Origin of the sequence: Neisseria sp. Marseille-Q2251 (assembly GCF_940793045.1) — a bacterium.
Lineage (GTDB): Bacteria > Pseudomonadota > Gammaproteobacteria > Burkholderiales > Neisseriaceae > Neisseria.
On sequence record NZ_CALNWV010000028.1, the window covers coordinates 12,219 to 33,543 of the forward strand.

Genomic DNA, 21,325 nt, shown 5'->3' on the forward strand with positions numbered 1-21,325 from the left:
CTCTGTTGAGCATTGAAAAGAGGTCGTCTGAAAATGTGTCGTTGCTTCAAACCGACACCGTTTCAGACAACTTTTTATTTATTATGGTTAAAATCCACATGGATTATGATAAATTGGTATAATTTCAAAACTGATTATCCAATACATTTTTTTCCTTAATATAAAAATAAAATGAACCATAATAAACATTACGGGACAATCGCCCATTGGTTCGGGGAAATGAGCCGCGGCTCCATTATTTGCGACGAATCTTCGCAACGCATCTTTGCCAACCGCCAATCCCTACACCCCGATTATCAAGAACCTGAAACCGGACACCGTGTTAGCTTTCAAATTGAAACGGAAAACAACCGCGCCGTCGCAAGGGATGTCGAGCGTGTCAATCCGGGTTATAAAAACAATGACAGCGCGGTCATTACGCTGACCGACTGGGATTGGTCGAAGAATGGTGGTTATGGAATGGATGTTTCAAACGAAGGGCAGCCTGTGTTTGTGCTGGGACAGTTTCTTGCCGACCAAACCCGTACACCTCGGGCGGGCGACCGCCTTGAAGGCACGCTCCGTCGCCATCCCAACGGACAATGGCTGCTGGTCGATGCTGTTATCCGCAGTACGCCCGAGTCGGAGCCCGAGCCTGAGTCGATACACGCTGCGCCCTCGAAAAAAGCACAAGGTCAAACCGTACACTTTTTCCGTCCGGAACACGGTCCTAAAGTTGAAGTCAAAATCGAGCAGCCGTTGGTTGCCGAAACCCGTTATCCCGCTCCGAAATCCGCCCAAAAGAATCTGTTGCCGCCCAATCAGGTCATGAGCGGTACGATTACCACATGGGATGATGCCAAAGGCTACGGCTTTATCCGTTTCGGCGACGAATCCCAAAATATTTTCTTCCACATCAGTGCGTACCATTACAATACCAGCCGTCCGCAAACAGGACAGCGCGTCAGTTTCTACTGCAACCGCCCGATAGAAGGCAACCGCCAGCAAGCCATCAAGGTCGTCCGGCTGGGCGACGAAGCATTCCTGTTTGACGAATTGCCACCCGACTACAACAGGCTCAACATTGATATGCAGGCACTATTGATCAACAGCGTCATCGCTGTCATTTTCCTGACCGTTGTCGCCGTGCTTTCCAATAAACTGTTTTTCATTTACGTCCTTATCAGTATTGCCGCCTTCATCCTCTATCAACAGGATAAGCAGACGGCGATGGAGTCCGCGCGCAAAATCAGACGTAAAAACGAATACCAAAACCGTATCCCAGAAAATAAACTGCACGCATTCAGCCTGCTGGGCGGCTGGCCCGGTGCATTGGTTGCGCGCGCCGCGTTCCGCCACAAAACCAAGAAAGTTCCTTTTGTTCAGATTTTCTGGCTGACGGTGGCAATAAATGTTGCCATTACCTATGCCCTGCTGATACATTACGCCGACAATCCTCTGACGAATTTTCTGAAAAACTAAACTGAAACAAAGGAATATCATGTCTTTTGCATTTTTCTTCCCTGGTCAGGGTTCGCAAAGCCTTAATATGATGGACGGCTTCGCAGGACAATCGGTCGTAAAAAACACCTTCGACGAAGCTTCCGCCGTCTTGGGTCAGGATTTGTGGGCGATGATTAACGGTACGGATGCCGAACTCATCGGGCAAACCGTGAATACGCAGCCCATTATGTTAGCCGCCGGTGTTGCCGTTTACCGTGCTTATCTTGAAGCGGGCGGCAAAACACCTGCCGTCGTTGCCGGCCACAGCCTCGGTGAATACACCGCACTTGTCGCCGCCGGTGCATTGGATTTTGCGGATGCAGTCAAACTCGTCCGCCTGCGTGCCGAACTGATGCAGTCCGCCGTGCCGCAGGGCGTAGGTGCGATGGCGGCAATTCTCGGCTTGGAAGATGAACAGGTTAAAGCCATTTGTGCAGAAGCCGCGCAAGGCGAAGTGGTCGAAGCCGTCAACTTCAATTCGCCCGGACAAGTCGTGATTGCGGGCAATGCCGCCGCCGTCGAGCGCGCTATGAACGCCGCCAAAGAAGCGGGAGCCAAACGCGCGCTGCCGCTGCCTGTATCCGTTCCTTCGCATTGCAGCCTGATGAAGCCTGCTGCGGAAAAACTTGCCGAAGCGCTCAAAACCGTTGAAATCAAACAACCGCAAATCCGCGTCATCCATAATGCCGATGTTGCCGCTTACGACGATGCAGAGAAAATCAAAGACGCGCTTGTTCGTCAGCTTTACAGCCCTGTACGTTGGACGGAAACCGTTAACGCACTCGTTGCCGAAGGCATTACCGAATCCGCCGAATGCGGACCGGGCAAAGTGTTGGCAGGTTTGGCAAAACGTATCAACAAAGAAGCCGTGTGCAGCGCTTTGACCAATTCCGAGCAAGTCGCCGCCTTTATCGAAGCGCATTAAACTTGCCGCCTTTTATGTTTCAGACGACCTTTCTTAATGAAAGGTCGTTTTTTAATGTCTGTTGGTTTTGTTTGGATAGGGAAGGGAATAGCAACAGGAGGTGTTTTACATCCCAGTTTATTATTAATTTATTTTGAACATTTAAGGTCGTCTGAAAAAACTTTACAGAAATAAAAATCGTTATTCATTTAAAAACAGCAATTTCGTCGCATCGGTAACTTCGTTGCGATATAATCATAGGCTTTACCAATCCGACAGATTGATAAAATATTCAATCTGCATTATTCCGGAACACCGAGCCAATGATAGAAAAACTGACCTTCGGCCTGTTTACCCAAGAAGATTCGCGCAGTTTCATGCGCTTGATGGCTTATATCCGCCCTTATAAAACACGCATCATCTTTGCTTTAATTGCTATCTTCGGCGTTGCCGCCACCGAAAGCTATCTCGCCGCCTTTATTGCCCCGCTGGTCAACCAAGGCTTCGCCCCGCCTTCTGCGCCGCCCGAACTCAACACCGCAGGCGGCATCGTCGCCACGCTGCAAAACTGGAAAGATCAATTTACCTACCTGATTTGGGGGACGCCCAATAAAGTCTGGGTTGTGCCGGTATTTTTTATCTTTTTGGTCATCATTCGAGGCATCAGCCGCTTTGTCAGCACATATCTGCTGACTTGGGTTTCCGTCATGGCAATCAGCCATCTGCGCCGCGATATGTTTGCCAAGATGCTGCAACTCTCTTCCAAATTCCATCAGGAAACTCCGTCCGGCACAGTTTTGATGAACATGGTGCAAATGGCGGAATCATCCATCAGCAACGCCAGTAATGTCTTTATCGTTTTGACCCGCGATACCATGATTGTCATCGGTTTGGTCTGCGTTCTACTGTATTTGAACTGGCAGCTCAGTCTGATTGTCGCCCTGATGTTCCCGCTGTTGTCTTTGTTGTCCCGTTATTACCGCAACCGTCTGAAAGACATCATTGCCAGCGCGCAGCAAAGTATCGGTACGCTGAACAACGTCGTTAACGAAGTCCACCAAGGACACCGCGTGGTCAAACTCTTTGGCGGTCAGAAGAAAGCGTCTGAACGCTTTGCCGAAGTCAATGACACCATCGTCCGTCTCGGTAAAAAAATCACGCAAGCCAGCGCGGCGCGTTCTCCGTTCAGCGAACTGATTGCGTCATTTGCTTTGGCCGTCGTCATCTTTATTGCCCTTTGGCAGAGTCAGCAAGGCTATACCACCATCGGCGAATTTATGGCGTTTATCGTTGCCATGCTGCAAATGCTCGGTCCGATCAAAAACTTGGCGAACATCAGCATCCCCATGCAGACCATGTTTATCGCTTCGGATGCGGTTTGTCAGTTCCTTGATACCGAACCTGAGCAAGACAAGGGCACCAAACATCTGAAAAACGTTTCAGGTCGTCTGAAATTCGAAAACGTCGATGTCCGCTACCACGAAGACGGTAAAAAAGCCTTGGATGGATTCAATCTCAACATCCGCCAAGGGGAACGCGTTGCTTTGGTCGGACGTTCAGGCAGCGGCAAATCCACGGTCGTCAACCTGCTTCCGCGTTTTGTCGAACCAAGCTCCGGCGCGGTTTATTTGGATGATGCCAACATCGAAGACATCAAACTCGACAATCTGCGCTCCCAATTCGCCCTTGTTTCCCAAGATGTTTTCCTGTTTGACGACACTCTTTTGGAAAACGTTCGTTACAGCCGTCCCGATGCAACTGAAGAAGAAGTATTGGCAGCCCTCAAAGCCGCGAATTTGCAAGACTTGGTTGAAAGCTCGCCATACGGCTTGAACCAGCCGATAGGCGCAAACGGCAACCAACTCTCCGGCGGTCAGCGTCAACGTGTCGCCATTGCCCGCGCCATTTTGAAAGATGCTCCCATCCTGCTTTTGGACGAAGCCACCAGCGCGCTGGACAACGAATCCGAACGCCTCGTCCAACAAGCCCTCGAACGCCTGATGGAAAACCGCACCAGCATCATCGTCGCCCACCGCCTGACCACTGTCGAACAAGCCGACCGCATCATCGTTATGGATGAAGGCCATATTGTCGAACAAGGCACGCATAGTGAGCTGATGGCTCAAAACGGCTATTACTCCATGTTGCGCAATATGCCTAAGCAGGTGGCAGGTTGATTTTCAGACGACCTGTCAGTCAGTTGAAGGACGATTTATTTAAGAGGTCGTCTGAAAACACCGAGCTGCAAGACAAGGAAGGCTGCCGAACAGACAGAAAGGAACTATCCGCATGAATCATCAAGCCCAGTCCCCCACCGTCTCCGTGATGATCCCTTACTACAACTGTAAGGAATACATTGTAGAAACCATCCAGTCCGTCCTTAGCCAAAGCCATCAGAATTTTGAAATCATCATTGTTGATGACGGCTCCGACCCGGAACACGCCGATTATTTGAGGGAGTTTCTGGCGGACAAGCCCGCAATACGTTACGCCGTACAAAACAATCAAGGCGTTGCCGCCGCCCGAAATCATGCGGCGAGGCTGGCGGGGGGCAAATACTTCCTGTTTCTCGATTCAGACGACCTCATCCTGCCGGATTACATCGAAAAATGCGTCACGGTTTTGGAAAACAATCCCGACTGCAAGCTGGTGTATCCGTTGGCGGAATATTTCGATGCGCAAGAAGGTTTGTGGAATCTGCCGGATTATGACGGTTTGGAAAGCCTTTTGATGGGCAACCGTTTTCCTTCATCCGTCTCCATGCACCGCGCCGAAGATTTTGCCGCATTGGGTGGATTTGATGAAAACCTGACGACACACGAAGACTGGGATTTTTGGATACGCCTCTTAAGCAACGGCGGAACCGTTATCCGTATTCCGGAAGTGTTGTTCCGCTACCGCAAACGCCGTGACGGGTCATCGCTGATTAACCGCTTAGAGCAAAATCCTGATTTAAACCGCGAAGACTGGCAAAAAGTCTACGAGAAAAACCGCGCGCTGTTTATGCAACATCATTTGGGATATTCCGACTGTATTCAAAAAATATCCTTACTAGAACAACAAATCCAATCTTTATCCGAGCTAAACCTTCAATTGCGAGAAGACAATACCAATATGCAAAATCAAAACCAAGAATTGCAGCATGTAATGGCAAAACTGCTGCAACAAACCGAACTGTCTGCCAAGCAGACTGAGTCTCTGCAACAGCAAATCGATATGTTGATGCAGTTGATGGTGCGCAGCCAGGCAGCAGAAGAGCAATCGAAAGAACAAGAAAAACAAATCGAACTGCTGAAAAAACAAATCGATACCTTGCAGCAGGAAAAACAGTCGCTCGAACACACCATCAATACCTTGAACGAAAACAGACAATCGTTCGAGCAAGCCATACACGGACTCAATGAAAACCGTGCTTTATTAGAACAGCACATCCGTCAGGAAAGCCAACGATTGGCAAAATACAAAGGGTTGTGGACGGTTAAGGTATTCAAGCCGTTCGTTAAAACCGAACAGGCCATCAGCTCTGCCAACCGCTACCGCAAAGGCTTCCGTCTTTTGGTGCGCGAGAAGGGCAGTATCGGCAAGGCATATCAGTTTTTACGCCGCCATTACAAGCAAACCCATTCGATTAAAAGCGTGAAACAGCTTTTAAAAATGGTCGGTTCTTCGCCTGTTGTTGCACAGGAAATTCTTGGTGTTCAGGCAGACCCGATTCCGCAAACGTTTATCCAGCGACTGACCAAACATGCTGCCGACACGCTTGCACCCAAAGTTGCCATCATTGCCGAATTCAGTATTCCGCAATGCAAAAAATATCGCGTTATCCAAAAGCAGGAAATGCTTGAGGAGCTGGGCATTCCTTGTTCCGTAACTTCATGGACGGACAGCAACGAAGCCAAGAAACAGATTTCTTTGGCAAGTTTGGTGATTTTCTACCGCGTTCCCGGTTTTGACAGCGTGATGGATTTAATTGCGGAATGCCGTCGTCTGAATATCAAAACATTATGGGATGTCGATGATTTGATTTTTGACGAAGATGTCCTGAAAACCAGCAGTACCATCAATTCGCTTGAACCGGCAGAAAGAGAAGGCGTGATTAACGGCGCGAAACTTTACCGTCAAGCCATGTTGGCGTGCGACGAAGGCATCGCTTCGACTTCGGGGCTGGCAAAAGCCATGAAGGAAGCAGGTTTGGAGACCGTTTATGTGGTTGAAAACGCGTTGGATGATGAAACACTGGCAGCGGCACGCAGCATCGAAGGTCGTCTGAAAAAACAAGAAGACGGCTTGATTCGGATTATTTACGGTTCGGGCACCAAAACACACAACATCGACTTTTTGGAAGCCGCTCCCGCGCTTGCCAACATATTGAAAGAAAATCCGAATGTCAGGTTCAGAATCATCGGCTATTTGGAGCTGCCCGAATATTTCGATGATGTACAAAGCCAAATCGAGCGTATTCCGTTTTGCAACTATACGGAATACCTGACTTATTTGTCCGAATGCGACATCAGCATCGCGCCTTTGGAAAACTTCGTTTTCAACGATGCCAAGAGCAATATCAAATACCTTGAGGCATCGATTGCCAAAGTGGCATCCGTATGTTCGCCAAGGGCGGCTTTCGCAGATGTGATTGTCAACGGCGAAAACGGCTTTCTGGCAGACAGCGAACAGCAATGGCATGAAGCGTTCGCTACCCTGATTCAAAATCCCGAACTGCGCGACAGTATGGCGCAGGCGGCATACCGTACGGTTACGGAAACATACAGCCCGCAAGCCATCGGCAGCACGCAGCTTGCACCCGCCGTCCGTTTTGAATCTGCCGCAAAAGGGAAAACCAAAGTCTTATCGTTTAATGTTTACTATCATCCGCAATCGTTTGGCGGGGCGACCATTGTTGCCGAGCAACTGAACAAACTGCTTGCCGATGAAGAAGCCTACGAAATATATGCGGTAACAACCTTGCCGATGAAGAGCTGGCTGCCGCCGTACAGCGTCATCCGTTACGAATACGGCAAAGTGACCGTTTTCGGCGTTGCCGTTCCTTCAGAAGATGCGGCCGCCCACGAAAACCCGCGTTTTGATGAAGCCTTAAAAGATATCATCAAACTCGTACAGCCCGACATCGCCCATATCCACTGCATTCAAAGCATGGGCGTCGGCATGGTCGATATTTGTCGGGAAGCTGGTGTCAAAACCCTCGTTACCCTGCATGACGCCTGGTGGATTTGTCCGAACCAGTTCATGCTTGACGAAAATGAAGTCTTCCGCGAGCAATGGAATACCGAAGACGAACGGAGCAAAACCATAGCCCGCGCCCTGTCGAAAATCGATATGTTGCTTGCGCCCAGCAAATATTTTGCCGAGCTGCATGAAAGAACTTTGGGTAGGAACGTCCTCGTCAACAAAAACGGCGTTACCCGCCCCTTGGGTCAAGTATCCAAACGGAAAAAAGACGTTATCCGCTTCGGCTATGTCGGCGGAAAAACCAAAATCAAAGGCGTTCATCTGATTTTGGAAGCCTTCAGGAAACACCGTTTCCCCAATACCGAACTGGTTGTTGTGGACAATATGCTCAACGTCGGCGCACGTTCGTTCTTTGACAGTGATTTCGACGGCGTGGAACGCTTCCGCATCGAACCTGCTTACAGCCAAGATACTATCGACCATTTCTTCTCGGAAATCGATGTTTTGCTGTTCCCGACACAATGGAAAGAAAGTTTCGGTTTGACGGTCAGGGAAGCAGTATTGCGTGATGTTTGGGTAATCGCCACGGATGCAGGCGGTGTGTCCGAAGACATTATCGACGGCGAAAACGGCACGGTCATTCCGTTTGACAGCGGCGTGGAAGAATTGAGCCGCGCCATTGCCGAAGTTTGCGAACGCTATCAAGCAATGGACGACGGCGCAGTCATTGAACTGCCGAAAAGCCATATTCGGACTTTTGTGGAACAAAAAGACGAATTGGCAGGCCTATATCAAGAAATACTGTCGAACCAAGCAGATTGATGTTTTCAGACGACCCTTTCGATGACCAAAGGGTCGTCTGAAAACACAGCCCCCATCGATTAACCGCATTACACCCGAATCATGAATAAAAACATCATCCTTGCTGTTCCCTATATGTACGAACTCGACAAGTGCATCGAAAAAAACCTGCGTTTTTTGGGGTTCGACGTCGTCAACCTTTGTTACGACGACAGGGATTCTTTTTATCCCAATATGGCAAGCAGGGTGAAAAACCTGTATTACAAATATATTGCCAAAGACGGCGACTACAAAAAAGTTTTGAAATATAGCCGCTATCGGGATGACATTGCACGCAAGCTGGGTTCGTTAAACGGAAAAAAAGCGGATTACGCCCTGTGTATCCGCGCCAATATCTATCCTAAAGAAATCATTGCCGCCATTCGTGCGCACAGCGAAATATGTGTCAATTACCAATGGGACGGCATCGGGAGGTTCCCCGATATCTTGGAATATTTGGACTATTTCGATCAATGCTGGGTTTTCGACCCGCAAGATATTAAGCAGTATCCGGAATGCGGTTTCAAAGCCACGACCAACTTCTACTTCGATTTGCCTGTTCCCGAATTGCCGTCAAACGACGGCCTCTACTTCCTTGGTGGCTACGAATTGAGGAGGGAAGAGCAGACCAAGCATTTCATCAGCGAAGCGGAACGCCTCGGGCTGCCTTTGGATTTCCATATTTATTGCAAAGACGACCGTGCCGAAAAAGCCTTCGGTACAAAAGGCATTACTTATCTCGACCGCAGCAGTATCCTTAGTTTTGAAAACAATTTAAGCAAGGTACAAAGCTGCGGGGCTGTGGTCGATTTTGCCCAGTTTGACCATTACGGTTTGTCGTTCCGTATTTTCGATGCCCTGCGTTTCGACAAAAAACTGATTACGACCAACCAAAGCATACGGGATACCGACCTTTATCATCCCGACAATGTGTTTTTATGGGATGGCGGCAGCTTGGACGAATTGTCTGATTTCTTGGCGCGTCCGTATCAGCCGGTCAGTCCGGATATTAAAGAAAAATATTCGTTTACCCGATGGCTTAACCGTATGCTCGGTATCGGCAATTAATTAAGACGATTCAGCGTAGTAGCCGTTTTAGAAGTTTCCTCCATTGCCTGATTGTATTTTCAGACGACCCTTCCTCTTTACCGCACGACGATTATGAAAAAGAAAACCGTTATCCTGGCTATGCCGGAGCTGTTTAAAATCCACGAGCTCATCATTGAGAATCTGGAAAAATGCGGCTTCGACGTACTGTCCCTGACTTACGAAGAAAAAGAATTCAAATACAAAAGCATCTTCCAGCGCATGCAGAAAATCTGGTACCGCAACATCCTCGGACGAATGGATTTCAAGAAACGGGTGATGTTCCGTTTGGTGGAAGAGCGGTTGGAAGCGTTGTTGGAGCAATATCCCGAGCAGGCGGATTATTGTTTCATGATTTGGCTGGGCGCGTATCCGAAAGAGTTTATTTCCAAACTGCGCAACCATGCCAAGCTGATGGTTTATTACAACTGGGAAGCGCTGACCTTTTTGAAAGAAGATTTTGAAAATATCGAATTTTTCGACAAATTTTATTTCTTCGATCCGTTTGATCAAAACAAGCTGCCCGAATACGACCATGTATTGCATCCGACCACAAGTTTCTATTTCGACAGCTTCACGTCGTCTGAAAAAACCGAAAACAAAATCCTCTTTATCGGATCATACGCAGAAGACCGCAACAGCGACATCCGCGCATTCTGTGACGCCGCACGCGCCATCGGTTTGGATATCGACTTCCGTCTGGCGAGCAAGAAAATTGCCGAAGAGCAAGCCGCGCTGGGCATCCCCGAAGTGCAGTTCTTCTCGTTTGCCAACGCGTTGTCTTACCGCCAGAATTTAGAAGAAGCCGCCAAATCTTCCGTCTTGGTCGACTTCCTCAACCGCAAGCATTACGGCTTGTCTTTGCGGATTTTTGAGGCCATTGGTTTGGATAAAAAACTGATTACCACCAATCCGACCATCGTCCATTATGACTTTTACCATCCCGACAATATGTTCTACTGGAACGGCAGCAATCTCGACGAACTCAAAGACTTCCTGACCCGACCGTTTGCCCCCATCGCGCCGGAATTGAAGCGCAAATACAGCTTCAGCAACTGGATAAACTGCGCATTCGATATCGAGCCGAACATACCGATCGGACTGCCGCATATCGACAGGGATGCCATTAAGCAGATATAGCGGATAAGCAAATTTGCGGGACTGGCGGTACAAATAAAAGGGAAACTATTTACTGAGTGCTTCGGCACTTTCAACGTCTATTCACAATAAACGATGCCGCGCGGACGCCGACTGTTCAAACGCAGGCGGTATGTCCGTTACAAGACATCTTTCACGTCGAGAATGTACGGTTTGCCGTACCTTCTCCCGCTTGCCGTTTCCCGAATCTGAAACCTATCCTGTTTTCAAAGGTCAGTTTTAACAGGGTAACAATATAGTGGATTAACTTTAAACCAGTACGGCGTTACCTCGCCTTAGCTCAAAGAGAACGATTCTCTAAGGTGCTGAAGCACCAAGTGAATCGGTTCCGTACTATTTGTACTGTCTGCGGCTTCGTCGCCTTGTCCTGATTTAAATTTAATCCACTATATATCTATCTATTAGTATAAAAATAATAAGTTGATGATTTTAAAATCAATAGGAGGACACACACCATGTCTCGGAAACCTATTATCTTATTAGGCATGTACCAAGTTAACGACATTTATAAATTGCTGATCCAAAATTTAGAAAAACAAGGATTTGAAGTTGTCGATATCAGCTACAACCATATCGCGCCCCCCTTCAAATATTCGTCTTTAAAAATGAGGCTGGGGGCATTTTGGTGCAAGAAAGTCCTGAAGCAGAAAAAGAAAAAAGAAATTTTGAGAAAAAAAGCCCGACTTCGGCATTTTGCGAACATTTATCAAGAAATGACGGAGAAAATAAAAACATTCGAGTATTTCGATTACGCATTGTTTTTAAACGGACAAATCTACCCGAAATATCTGCTGAAACAGGTCAAACGCAAAACCAAAAAATTGATGGCTGCCTACCAATGGGATGGGCTGGACAGATTTCCCAAAATTTGGGAAAGCATTGATATTTTTGATAAAGTGTATGCTTTTGACCCCGAGGACAATCGGAAATACGGCGATAAAGTCATTCCCGCCGCCAATTTTTATTTTGAAGTAGACAAGGACGCCGATACCGAAAACCGCTACGATTTTTATTTCCTAGGGTCGCATGTTCCCGATCTCGACAGGGACAAAGCCATTTCGACTTTTTCCGAATACGCCGAAAAGAAAGGCTGGAAAGTCGATTTCACGATATTCCATGTCAACGACGGCAGTTTGAACGAGCATTCCGATGTTTATCCCGACAGTATCAAAGCGACGGCAGAGCCGCTTACATTTGAGGACAACATCAAACGCGAACTGCAAAGCCGCGTCTTGTTGGATTTTAAAGCGGCGGTACATACGGGCTTATCGTTTCGGACAATCGAAGCGGTCGGTTATCGTAAAAAGCTCATTACCACCAATGCCGAAGTTGCCAAATACGATTTTTATCATCCCGACAATATCTTTATTTGGGACGGCAAAACCTTTGACGGTATGGAGGAGTTTCTTGCCAAACCCTATCGCGAACTGCCGCCCGAAATCTACCAAAAATACAGCTTCGACAACTGGTTGAAATACATATTGGATCTACCTCCGTATCAAGAAATCACGTTACCCGAGTAAGCCTCTTTGAGGTCGTCTGAAAGTCTTTGATGTTTTCAGACGACCTCAAAAATTAGATTCATCACACTATTTATGCTATAAGGTCGTCTGAAATTAACAGACTCCATTCCCAAAACAAGGAAGTAAACATGAGCACACAAGATTTAAGCGGCAAAATCGCATTGGTAACTGGCGCATCGCGCGGTATCGGCGCAGCGATTGCCGACACGTTGGCGGCGGCAGGTGCCAAAGTCATCGGTACGGCAACCAGCGAAAGCGGCGCGGCAGCGATTAGCGAGCGTCTGGCGCAATGGGGCGGCGAAGGCCGTGCATTGAATTCCGCCGAACCCGAAACCATCGAAAACCTGATTGCCGACATCGAAAAAGAGTTCGGCAAGTTGGACATTCTGGTCAACAACGCCGGCATCACCCGCGACAACCTCCTGATGCGCATGAAAGAAGAAGAGTGGGACGACATCATGCAGGTCAACCTCAAATCCGTGTTCCGCGCCTCTAAAGCCGTATTGCGCGGCATGATGAAGCAGCGTGCAGGCCGTATCATCAACATCACATCCGTCGTCGGCGTGATGGGCAATGCCGGTCAGACCAACTATGCTGCGGCAAAAGCAGGCTTGATCGGTTTCTCCAAATCCATGGCGCGCGAAGTCGGCAGCCGCGGCATTACCGTCAACTGCGTCGCCCCAGGCTTTATCGACACCGATATGACCCGCGCCCTGCCTGAAGAAACCCGAAAAACCTTCGAAGCGCAAACTTCGCTGGGCAAATTCGGCGAAGCGCAGGACATTGCCGATGCGGTATTGTTCCTCGCTTCCGACCAAGCAAAATACATCACCGGTCAAACGCTGCACGTCAACGGCGGCATGCTGATGCCTTGATTCGGCTTGGGAAATATAGTGGATTAACTTTAAACCAGTACGGCGTTGCCTCGCCTTGCCGTACTATCTGTACTGTCTGCGGCTTCGTCGCCTTGTCCTGATTTAAATTTAATCCACTATAAAGAAGGTCGTCTGAAAACCTTGAAACTCGGTTTTCAGACGACCTTTTTGTTTTGCCGCTTGGATGAAAAGGCTGGAATAAGCAGTTTAACCTTTGTTGAGGATTTGTTTGTTTTCGCCTTCGCGCCGCAGTTCTTTGGGGAGGACGAAGACGATGCTTTCTTCCGCACCTTCGCCTTCGCGTATGGTTTCGTGTCCCCATTGCTGTATGGTTTGCAGGACTTCTCTGACCAAAACTTCGGGGGCGGACGCGCCTGCGGTTACGCCGACTTTGTGTTTGCCTTCGAACCATTCGCGTTGCAGGTAGCCGGCGTTGTCGACCATGTAGGCATCGACGCCGCGTTGGGCGGCAACTTCGCGCAGGCGGTTGCTGTTGGAAGAGTTGGGCGAGCCGACGACGATGACGATGTCGCATTCTTCCGCCAATTCTTTGACGGCGGTTTGACGGTTGGTCGTGGCGTAGCAGATGTCTTCTTTATGCGGGTTGCGAATGTTGGGAAAACGGGCGTTCAGCGCGGCGATGATGTCTTTGGTTTCATCGACGGAGAGGGTGGTTTGGCTGACGTAGGCGAGTTTGTCGGGGTTTTTGACTTGCAGTCCGGCAACGTCTTCAACGGTTTCGACCAGCAGCATTCTGCCGGGCGGAAGCTGTCCCATGGTGCCTTCGACTTCGACGTGGCCTTTGTGTCCGATCATGATGATTTCGCAGTCTTGCGCGTCGAGGCGGGCGACTTCTTTGTGGACTTTGGTCACGAGCGGGCAGGTGGCATCGAATACGCGGAACCCGCGTTCGGCGGCTTCCTGTTGTACGGCTTTGGAGACGCCGTGTGCCGAGTAAATCAGGATGGCGTCTTTGGGTACGTCGGCTAGGTCTTCGATAAAGATTGCGCCTTTTTCGCGCAGGTTGTCCACGACGAATTTGTTGTGGACGACTTCGTGGCGGACGTAAACCGGTGCGCCGAATTCTTCCAGTGCGCGCTCGACGATGCTGATGGCGCGGTCAACGCCGGCGCAGAAGCCGCGCGGGTTGGCGAGGATGATGGTTTTTTGGGTCATGTGTATGGTCCGGATTTCAGACGACCTTAAGGGTTGTCGGTTGCTGGTTCGTCGGTCGGTTTGGGTTGTTTTTTGTGGAACAGTCCGTCCAAAACCAATAAAACGGCACCGACGCAGATAAAGCTGTCGGCAACATTAAATGCAGGATAACTCCAATCCTTCCAGTAAAACAGTAGGAAATCAACGACATGACCATGAATCAAGCGGTCGATGGCATTGCCGAGCGCGCCGCCGATAATCATGGCCGCGCCGATTTTGCCCGAAAGGCGGAACTCGTCGCGCAGGATGGCGCGGGCGAGATAGGCGCTGATGACGAGTGCCAGCCCTAAGAAAAAGAATTTCTGCCAGCCGCCTTGGTCGGCAAGGAAACTGAACGCCGCGCCGGGGTTGTAGGCAAGGGTCAGGTCGAATAAGGAAGGGATGATGTTGAGTCGCTCGCCTTCTTGGAAGTGGGCGAGGATTTCCCATTTGGTCAGTTGGTCAAGCGTGATGCCGATCAGCGCGATCAGCAGGTAGGCGGTTTTTTTGGAAAGGGAGGAAGACATTTGGTTGAAGCTGCCTGAATAAAAACAAAGCGGCTATTTTACCCGAAAGCGCAAAAGCCGTGTTTCAAAAGGTCTTCTGAAAACCTTTTATTACAGGCAAGGCGCAGGGTTTTGCAGGGTTATCGCAAAACCGCGTAAACGCTGCGCGCAAAAACACTGTCATACGTAAAACAAGGTTTATTTGCTTGATAGGGTGTTGCCTTGCCGATAACATGGCGGCGTTTTTATATGCCTTCCCCGAAAGGATACAGTATGGCTAAAACAAAATCTTTATTGGCAACCGGTATTTTGGCGCTTTTCTCCGCCACCGCCTTCGCAGCCCCGCTTCCTGCCGAAATTTACCTTCCCGCAGGCGCGCATACGGTTAAAGCCGATCGTCAGGGCAACGGCGAATTCGAATACGAAGCCGAGCTGCCCGCACGCGGCAACCCGATTCCGTCTTTGGCGAAAAAAGTCATCGCCCACGCGCGCAGCAAAGGTTTTCACGTGGTCGAATCGGAAATCAGAAACGATGATGCCGATTTGAAATTCAAACGCGGAGCACAAGAGCTGGACGTATCCATCGAAAACAAAGGACACGGCCGCATCGAATACAAGGCAGATTTAGACTTGGACAAACGCTAAATCGAGAAATACCCGAAAGGTCGTCTGAAAAGAGGTTTCAGACGACCTTTTTGCATGGCGGCGTTAACAATTGTTTATGGTTTTTACAACATCTGTTTTATCCGTAAGAACCGTTCGGAAGAAAACACGGGTCGTCTGAAACCTCTTTTCAGACGACCTTTGCATAGGATCGGGTAAACGGCATTCAAGCAGCAGGGCAGGGCGGATTTGCACCGAAACAGAACAAAGCTGAATCATGCCCTATCGTTTTATTTGCCCCCGCAATATTTTGTTTTACTGTAAAACACGGTAAAATCCGCGCTCAACATAATATTGAGACAAAACAGTACCGAAGAGAATAAATGGTGTTGTCCGATCTCAAATAAAAAATATTGACGCAATCACTACAATACTACCGTTCACACATTGCAAAGATCATGAAAAAAACACTCTTGCTCCTCTCCCTGCTCGCCGTGTCCGCAGCAGAAGCCGCCGACGTGCCGCCAGAGACTCAAAACCAGCCTGCTCCCGAGTTGCAGGTCAAAACGGCAGAACCTGACCCCGTCGAAGCAGAAGCGGTCAAACCTGCCGCTGAAACGTCGTCTGAAAAAGTCGTCAACGTCGATGCGAAAACCCTGCTCGACAATCCCCAATTGCTTTCCCGCGCCATGTATTCCGCCGTTGTTTCGCGCAACATCGCGGGCATTAAGGTCGTCCTGCCGATTTACGAACAATGGCCGGGACACGATAAAAACATGGCGCTCTACGCACGCGGACTGGTTGCCCAAAACGACGGCAAAATGAAAGAAGCCATCGGGTATTACCGTCAATTTATCGCCGAAAACCCCGATGCCCCCGTCGTCCGCTGGCAGCTTGCCACCGCTTTGTTTGAAGACAAGCAAAACGAAGCCGCCGCCGACCAGTTCGACAAACTCAAAACAGAAGCCAACCTGCCCGAGCCGCTCGTCAAAGGCATTGAGTCTTACCGAAAAGCATTGCGCGAGCGCGATTCGTGGAAATTCAACGCCGGATTGAGCGTTACCCGCGAACAAAATATCAACCAAGCGCCCAGCCGCCGCACATACGGCAACTGGACTTTCCCCGAGCCTATCGACGCCACCGCCATCAACTACCAACTCGGCGCAGAGAAAAAATGGTCGCTGCCCAAAGGCTGGTACGTTACGGCAGGAGTGGATACCTACGGCAAAGTTTATCCCGAACGAACCAAGTATAACGACGTGACCACTCGCTTCTCAGTAGGCGCAGGCTACGCCGACCAGCGCAACGACATCGGCTTGACCCCGTTCCACGAACGCCGCTTCTACGGCAACGATCCGTACACCTACTCTAGCGGTGCGCGCCTGCACATCAACCGCTGGTGGCAGCCTAAGCTGCAAACCTTGAGCGCCGTTGAAATGGGTCGTCTGAAAAACACCCGCCGCGCCAAATCCGACAACAACAACCGCCTGCTGAGCAATTCCGTCGTCTATTACCGAAACGCCCGTCAATACTGGGTCGGCGGTTTCGACATCTATCAGGAACGCAATAAAGAAGACAAATCGGACAGCTTCGACCGTTACAGCCTCCGTACCGCATGGGGGCAGGAATGGGGCAAAGGGCTGTCCACCATGTTGCGGCTGAGTGCGGCGCAACGCCGTTATCAAACGCCCAGCCTTTTGAGCGGTCAGGAAAACCGCCGCGATAAAGAAGCGGATATTTCACTCGCCGTGTGGCACCGCGCCTTCCACTTCAAAGGCATCACCCCGCGCCTGACCGTCGCCCACCACAAAACATGGAGCAACGACAAATACTACGAATACGGCAAAACCAGGATGTTTGTCGAACTCAGCAAAACGTTCTGACGATTTGCTTTGAGCGATAAAAAAGGTCGTCTGAAAACCTAGAAACAAGGTTTTCAGACGACCTTTCGTTTAGCCCGATTGGGAACGTTGATTACAGGCTGTAATACATTTCAAATTCCAGCGGATGCGGCGCCATGCGGATGCGGCGTACGTCTTCTTCTTTGAAGGCGATATAGCTGTCGATCCAGTCTTTGCTGAACACGCCGCCGCGCAGCAGGAATTCGTGGTCGGCTTTGAGCGCGGTGAGGGCTTCTTCCAAAGAGGCGCAGACGGTTGGGACGAGTGCGTCTTCTTCCGGCGGCAGGTCGTAGAGGTTTTTATCTGCTGGGTCGCCCGGGTGGATTTTGTTTTGAATGCCGTCCAAACCCGCCATCAGCAGGGCGGCGAACGCCAAGTATGGGTTGGCGGTCGGGTCGGGGAAACGCGCTTCGATGCGGCGTGCCTTGCTGCTGTTCACGGACGGAATGCGGATGGACGCGGAACGGTTTTTGGCAGAGTAGGCGAGTTTGGTCGGCGCTTCAAAGTGCGGCACGAGGCGTTTGTAGGAGTTGGTGGACGGATTGGTAATCGCGTTCAGGGCTTTGGCGTGTTTGATGATGCCGCCGATGTAGTAGAGCGCGGTGTCGCTCAAGCCGGCGTAGCCGTCGCCTGCGAATAGGTTTTGACCGTCTTTCCAGATGGATTGGTGGACGTGCATGCCACTGCCGTTGTCGCCCATAATGGGTTTGGGCATGAAGGTGGCGGTTTTGCCGAAGTTATGGGCGACGTTTTGGATGACGTATTTCATGTCTTGGGTTTGGTCGGCGCGTTTGACCAAGGTGGCGAAGCGCGTGCCGATTTCCATTTGGCTGCCGGTGCCGACTTCGGCGTGGTGGACTTCGACTTCGATGCCGAGTTCTTCCAAAATGTTCACCATGGCGGAGCGCAGGTCTTGTCCGGCGTCAATCGGAGCGACGGGGGCGTAGCCGCCTTTGACGGTAGGGCGGTGGCCGGTGTTTTGACCGTCCATGTGCAGGCCGCTTGCCCATGCGCCGCTTTCGGACGTGATTTCATAGCGGGTTTTGTGCATATCGGTTTCAAACTCTACGCCGTCGAAGACGAAGAATTCGGGTTCGGGGCCGAAGTATGCCGTGTCGCCGATGCCGGTGGATTTGAGGTAGGCTTCGGCGCGGCGGGCGATGGAACGCGGGTCGCGGTCGTAACCTTGACCGTCGGCAGGGTCGATAACGTCGCAGGTGAGGACGACGGTGGTGTCGTCGAAGAAGGGGTCGATGAAGGCAGTAGCAGGGTCGGGGCGCAACTGCATGTCGGATGCCTGAATGCCTTTCCAGCCGCCGATGGACGAGCCGTCAAACGCCTGACCGTTTTCAAACCACTCTTCAGGGTCGTCGAGGACGATGCGGGCGGGGATGGTGAAGTGGTGCTGCTTGCCTTTGGTATCGGTAAAGCGCAAATCTACGAAGCGGGCTTCGCTTTCTTCAATCAGTCTTACTGCGTCTTTGATAGACATTTTCGGCTCCTAAATGGGAAGTAACGGATACGGAATCTCGCGGAAAATCTGCTGCATTTTATCACGCAGAAGGTCGTCTGAAACCGCAAATCCGTTAAATTTCTGACTTGCGGAATATAGTTTCAGACGACCTGATTGTCAACAATCTGATACATATTCCAAATTATTGGAAAACAGCGGTATCAGGCGGCAAAGGCGGTTATAATGGGCGGTCTTTGCATTTGTCCTGCCGGATAGGATTTTTATGAACACTATTCCCCGTTATGCCGTTTTCGGCAACCCCGTCGCGCACAGCAAATCGCCGCAAATCCATCGGCAGTTTGCCTTGCAGGAAGGCGTCGAAATCGAATATGAACGCATTTGCGCCGACATCGGCGGTTTCGCGCAGGCGGTCGAAGCGTTTTTTGCCAACGGCGGGCGCGGGGCGAATGTTACCGTACCGTTCAAGCAGGAAGCGTTTGCCTTGTCGGACGAACATTCCGAACGCGCTTTGGCGGCAGGTGCGGTCAATACGCTGATTTTGCTGGAAAACGGTAAAATACGCGGCGACAATACCGACGGACTCGGACTGACGGACGATATTTCAAAGAGGCTGGGCGTGGAAATGTCGGGTAAAACCGTCTTGCTGCTCGGCGCGGGCGGCGCGGTGCGCGGCGTCATTCCCGTCTTGAAAGAATACCGCCCCGCGCGCATCGTTATCGCTAACCGAACCCACGCCAAAGCGGCGGAAATGGCGGCGTATTTCGGTATTGAAGCCGTACCTTTGGATGAACTGGAAGGCGGCTTCGACATCATCATCAACGGCACATCCGGCGGCTTAAGCGGACAGCTTCCCGCCGTATCGCCCAAAATCTTTGAACATTGCACCTTGGCTTACGATATGGTTTACGGCGAAGCGGCAGAGCCGTTTTTAGCGTTCGCCCGCCAATCAGGCGCAAAACAAACCGCCGACGGATTGGGCATGCTGGTCGGACAGGCGGCAGCTTCCTACCGGCTTTGGCGCGGTTTCGTACCCGATGTCCTGCCCGTCATCCAATATATGAGAGAGTTATAAAATGTTCCGCATCATCAAATGGCTGATTGCCCTGCCTTTGGGCGCATTTATCTTTTTCAACGCTTATGTGTACGGCAACATCATCACTTACCGCGCCGTCGCGCCGAATAAAACCGCCTTCATGGCGATGCGGATGCGGCAGTTTCAAAGCGAAGGCAAAGATGTCGCGCTCGATTACCGCTGGGTGCCTTACGACCGCATTTCGGTCAACCTGAAAAAAGCCCTGATTGCCTCCGAAGATGCCAAATTTGCCGAACACGGCGGCTTCGACTGGGGCGGCATCCAATACGCCATCAAGCGCAACAAACAAAGCGGCGAAGTCAAAGCAGGCGGCTCGACCATCAGCCAACAGCTTGCAAAAAACCTGTTTTTGAACGAAAGCCGCAGCTACGTCCGCAAAGGTGAAGAAGCAGCGATTACCGCGATGATGGAAGCCGTTACTGACAAAGACCGCATTTTCGAGCTGTATCTGAACGCCATCGAATGGCACTACGGCGTGTTCGGCGCAGAAGCCGCGTCCCAATATTTCTATAAAAGACCCGCCGCCAACCTGACCAAACAGCAAGCCGCCAAACTCGCCGCCCGCGTCCCCGCGCCGCTGTTTTACGCCGACAACCCCAAAAGCAAACGCCTGCGTAACAAAACCAACATCATCCTGCGCCGTATGGGTTCGGCGGAGCTGCCTGAAAGCGATATGGATTGAGGTCGTCTGAAAATCAGGTGATGGGGTTTCAGACGGCCTGTCGGGCGATTTGAATCGTGAGTAGACGAATTGGAGAAGTAAGTTATTTAGAGAACGAGGAACGGAGATGAAACCAATAAAACCCTTATTCTTGTCTTTATTGCTTCTGACTGCCTGCGGAACGAATACGCCGCCCGCCGCGCAATCCGAAGTGCCCCTGCAAAAACAGGAAGAACAGCTTTTCGGAGCATGGGGCTGCGAATTGAAAGCGCAGCGCGATATCCATTCGTTTGCACCGAAATTTATTGAGTTTCAGCAAAAGGACAAACTGCCGGCGCATTTATGGGCAGGCTATATCGAGATTGAGTGGAAAGAAGAAAACCTGAACGACGCCGCGCCCTTGCGTTATCGGGAATGGTACAACGGCTTCTGGCGCATCAAAGACGACAGGCATATCGTCATGACTTTTGAAAGCGCAGGCTCGGAACGTTTGTTTGACGTCAAAAACTTAAAAACCACCAAAGGCCGCGAAGCGGACCGTTCTTATATGAAATTCAGTGAACAAATGGCCGCCAAGAAAAGTTTTAAATCCACCGATTACCAAATTCTCGATATCAACCGAACTTCCATGAGCATCACCGACGGCGAATCTTTAATCGCCTGCCGCAAGATAGAGAAGGTTGAAAGTGAATAAGCAGGTATCCGATTTTGAGGTCCTTGGATTCGGATTTCAAGTGCAACACTAGTGTATCAGTGGTTTGAACAGATTCAAGAATAAAACACTTGGCGTTTCGTAGCCAAGTGTTTTTCTTGGCCGGTGGTTCAACTCATCTTGAAC

Annotated in this window: 16 protein-coding genes and 1 pseudogene; 13 read left to right on the forward strand and 4 right to left on the reverse strand. The window is 50.3% G+C overall.

Going from position 1 to position 21,325, the window contains the following annotated elements:
• The first annotated feature begins 171 nt into the window (after positions 1–171).
• The 8 genes from AAG834_RS09535 (at position 172) to fabG (ending at position 13,055) form a co-directional block, all read left to right on the forward strand.
• The gene (locus AAG834_RS09535) at positions 172–1,461 is read left to right on the forward strand and encodes a DUF1294 domain-containing protein (protein ID WP_342031983.1); all 1,290 of its coding nucleotides are present in this window, start codon (positions 172–174) and stop codon (positions 1,459–1,461) included.
• A gap of 19 nt (positions 1,462–1,480) precedes the next feature.
• Positions 1,481–2,407: an ACP S-malonyltransferase gene (gene fabD / locus AAG834_RS09540; RefSeq protein ID WP_003776389.1), complete on the forward strand. Its 927-nt coding sequence runs from the start codon at positions 1,481–1,483 to the stop codon at positions 2,405–2,407.
• A gap of 302 nt (positions 2,408–2,709) precedes the next feature.
• Entirely contained in the window at positions 2,710–4,563 is a 1,854-nt protein-coding gene (gene msbA / locus AAG834_RS09545) for a lipid A export permease/ATP-binding protein MsbA (protein WP_342031984.1), read from the forward strand.
• Between the two features lie 112 nt (positions 4,564–4,675).
• Positions 4,676–8,395, forward strand: coding sequence for a glycosyltransferase (locus AAG834_RS09550; protein ID WP_342031985.1), 3,720 nt, complete (start codon positions 4,676–4,678; stop codon positions 8,393–8,395).
• An 81-nt stretch (positions 8,396–8,476) separates the two neighbouring features.
• The gene (locus tag AAG834_RS09555; RefSeq protein ID WP_342031986.1) at positions 8,477–9,481 is read left to right on the forward strand and encodes a hypothetical protein; all 1,005 of its coding nucleotides are present in this window, start codon (positions 8,477–8,479) and stop codon (positions 9,479–9,481) included.
• Between the two features lie 93 nt (positions 9,482–9,574).
• On the forward strand, positions 9,575–10,639 hold the full coding sequence (locus tag AAG834_RS09560; protein ID WP_070515378.1) for a hypothetical protein: 1,065 nt from the start codon (positions 9,575–9,577) through the stop codon (positions 10,637–10,639).
• 473 nt (positions 10,640–11,112) lie between these two features.
• Positions 11,113–12,180, forward strand: a complete 1,068-nt coding sequence (locus AAG834_RS09565; protein ID WP_342031987.1) for a hypothetical protein — start codon at positions 11,113–11,115, stop codon at positions 12,178–12,180.
• Between the two features lie 128 nt (positions 12,181–12,308).
• Complete coding sequence (gene fabG / locus AAG834_RS09570; protein ID WP_003684588.1) at positions 12,309–13,055, forward strand: 3-oxoacyl-ACP reductase FabG; 747 nt, start codon at positions 12,309–12,311, stop codon at positions 13,053–13,055.
• Between the two features lie 13 nt (positions 13,056–13,068).
• Here fabG and AAG834_RS09575 read toward each other — a convergent pair.
• The 3 genes and pseudogenes from AAG834_RS09575 to lspA form a co-directional block, all read right to left on the reverse strand.
• Positions 13,069–13,179 (reverse strand): annotated as a pseudogene (locus tag AAG834_RS09575) (IS5/IS1182 family transposase); the annotation flags it as partial.
• Positions 13,180–13,262: 83 nt separating this feature from the next.
• Complete coding sequence (gene ispH / locus AAG834_RS09580) at positions 13,263–14,231, reverse strand: 4-hydroxy-3-methylbut-2-enyl diphosphate reductase (protein WP_003762667.1); 969 nt, start codon at positions 14,229–14,231, stop codon at positions 13,263–13,265.
• A 26-nt stretch (positions 14,232–14,257) separates the two neighbouring features.
• Positions 14,258–14,776 (reverse strand): signal peptidase II, encoded by a 519-nt coding sequence (lspA, locus tag AAG834_RS09585; RefSeq protein ID WP_342031988.1) that lies wholly within the window; start codon positions 14,774–14,776, stop codon positions 14,258–14,260.
• 252 nt (positions 14,777–15,028) lie between these two features.
• Here lspA and AAG834_RS09590 point away from each other — a divergent pair, with 252 nt between their 5' ends.
• Together AAG834_RS09590 and AAG834_RS09595 are read left to right on the forward strand one after the other, a co-directional pair.
• Positions 15,029–15,400 (forward strand): hypothetical protein, encoded by a 372-nt coding sequence (locus AAG834_RS09590; protein ID WP_311151409.1) that lies wholly within the window; start codon positions 15,029–15,031, stop codon positions 15,398–15,400.
• A gap of 416 nt (positions 15,401–15,816) precedes the next feature.
• On the forward strand, positions 15,817–17,241 hold the full coding sequence (locus AAG834_RS09595) for a surface lipoprotein assembly modifier (RefSeq protein WP_342031989.1): 1,425 nt from the start codon (positions 15,817–15,819) through the stop codon (positions 17,239–17,241).
• Between the two features lie 91 nt (positions 17,242–17,332).
• On the opposite strand, the gene glnA is transcribed toward AAG834_RS09595, so the two are convergent.
• Positions 17,333–18,751, reverse strand: coding sequence for a type I glutamate--ammonia ligase (gene glnA / locus AAG834_RS09600; protein ID WP_342031990.1), 1,419 nt, complete (start codon positions 18,749–18,751; stop codon positions 17,333–17,335).
• 244 nt (positions 18,752–18,995) lie between these two features.
• Here glnA and aroE point away from each other — a divergent pair, with 244 nt between their 5' ends.
• The 3 genes from aroE to AAG834_RS09615 all read left to right on the forward strand — a co-directional run bounded on the left by aroE (position 18,996) and on the right by AAG834_RS09615 (position 21,181).
• Positions 18,996–19,805 (forward strand): shikimate dehydrogenase, encoded by an 810-nt coding sequence (aroE, locus tag AAG834_RS09605; protein ID WP_342031991.1) that lies wholly within the window; start codon positions 18,996–18,998, stop codon positions 19,803–19,805.
• Between the two features lies 1 nt (position 19,806).
• Positions 19,807–20,508 (forward strand): monofunctional biosynthetic peptidoglycan transglycosylase, encoded by a 702-nt coding sequence (gene mtgA, locus AAG834_RS09610; protein ID WP_101810937.1) that lies wholly within the window; start codon positions 19,807–19,809, stop codon positions 20,506–20,508.
• A gap of 106 nt (positions 20,509–20,614) precedes the next feature.
• Positions 20,615–21,181, forward strand: a complete 567-nt coding sequence (locus AAG834_RS09615; RefSeq protein WP_342031992.1) for a hypothetical protein — start codon at positions 20,615–20,617, stop codon at positions 21,179–21,181.
• Positions 21,182–21,325: the final 144 nt, after the last annotated feature.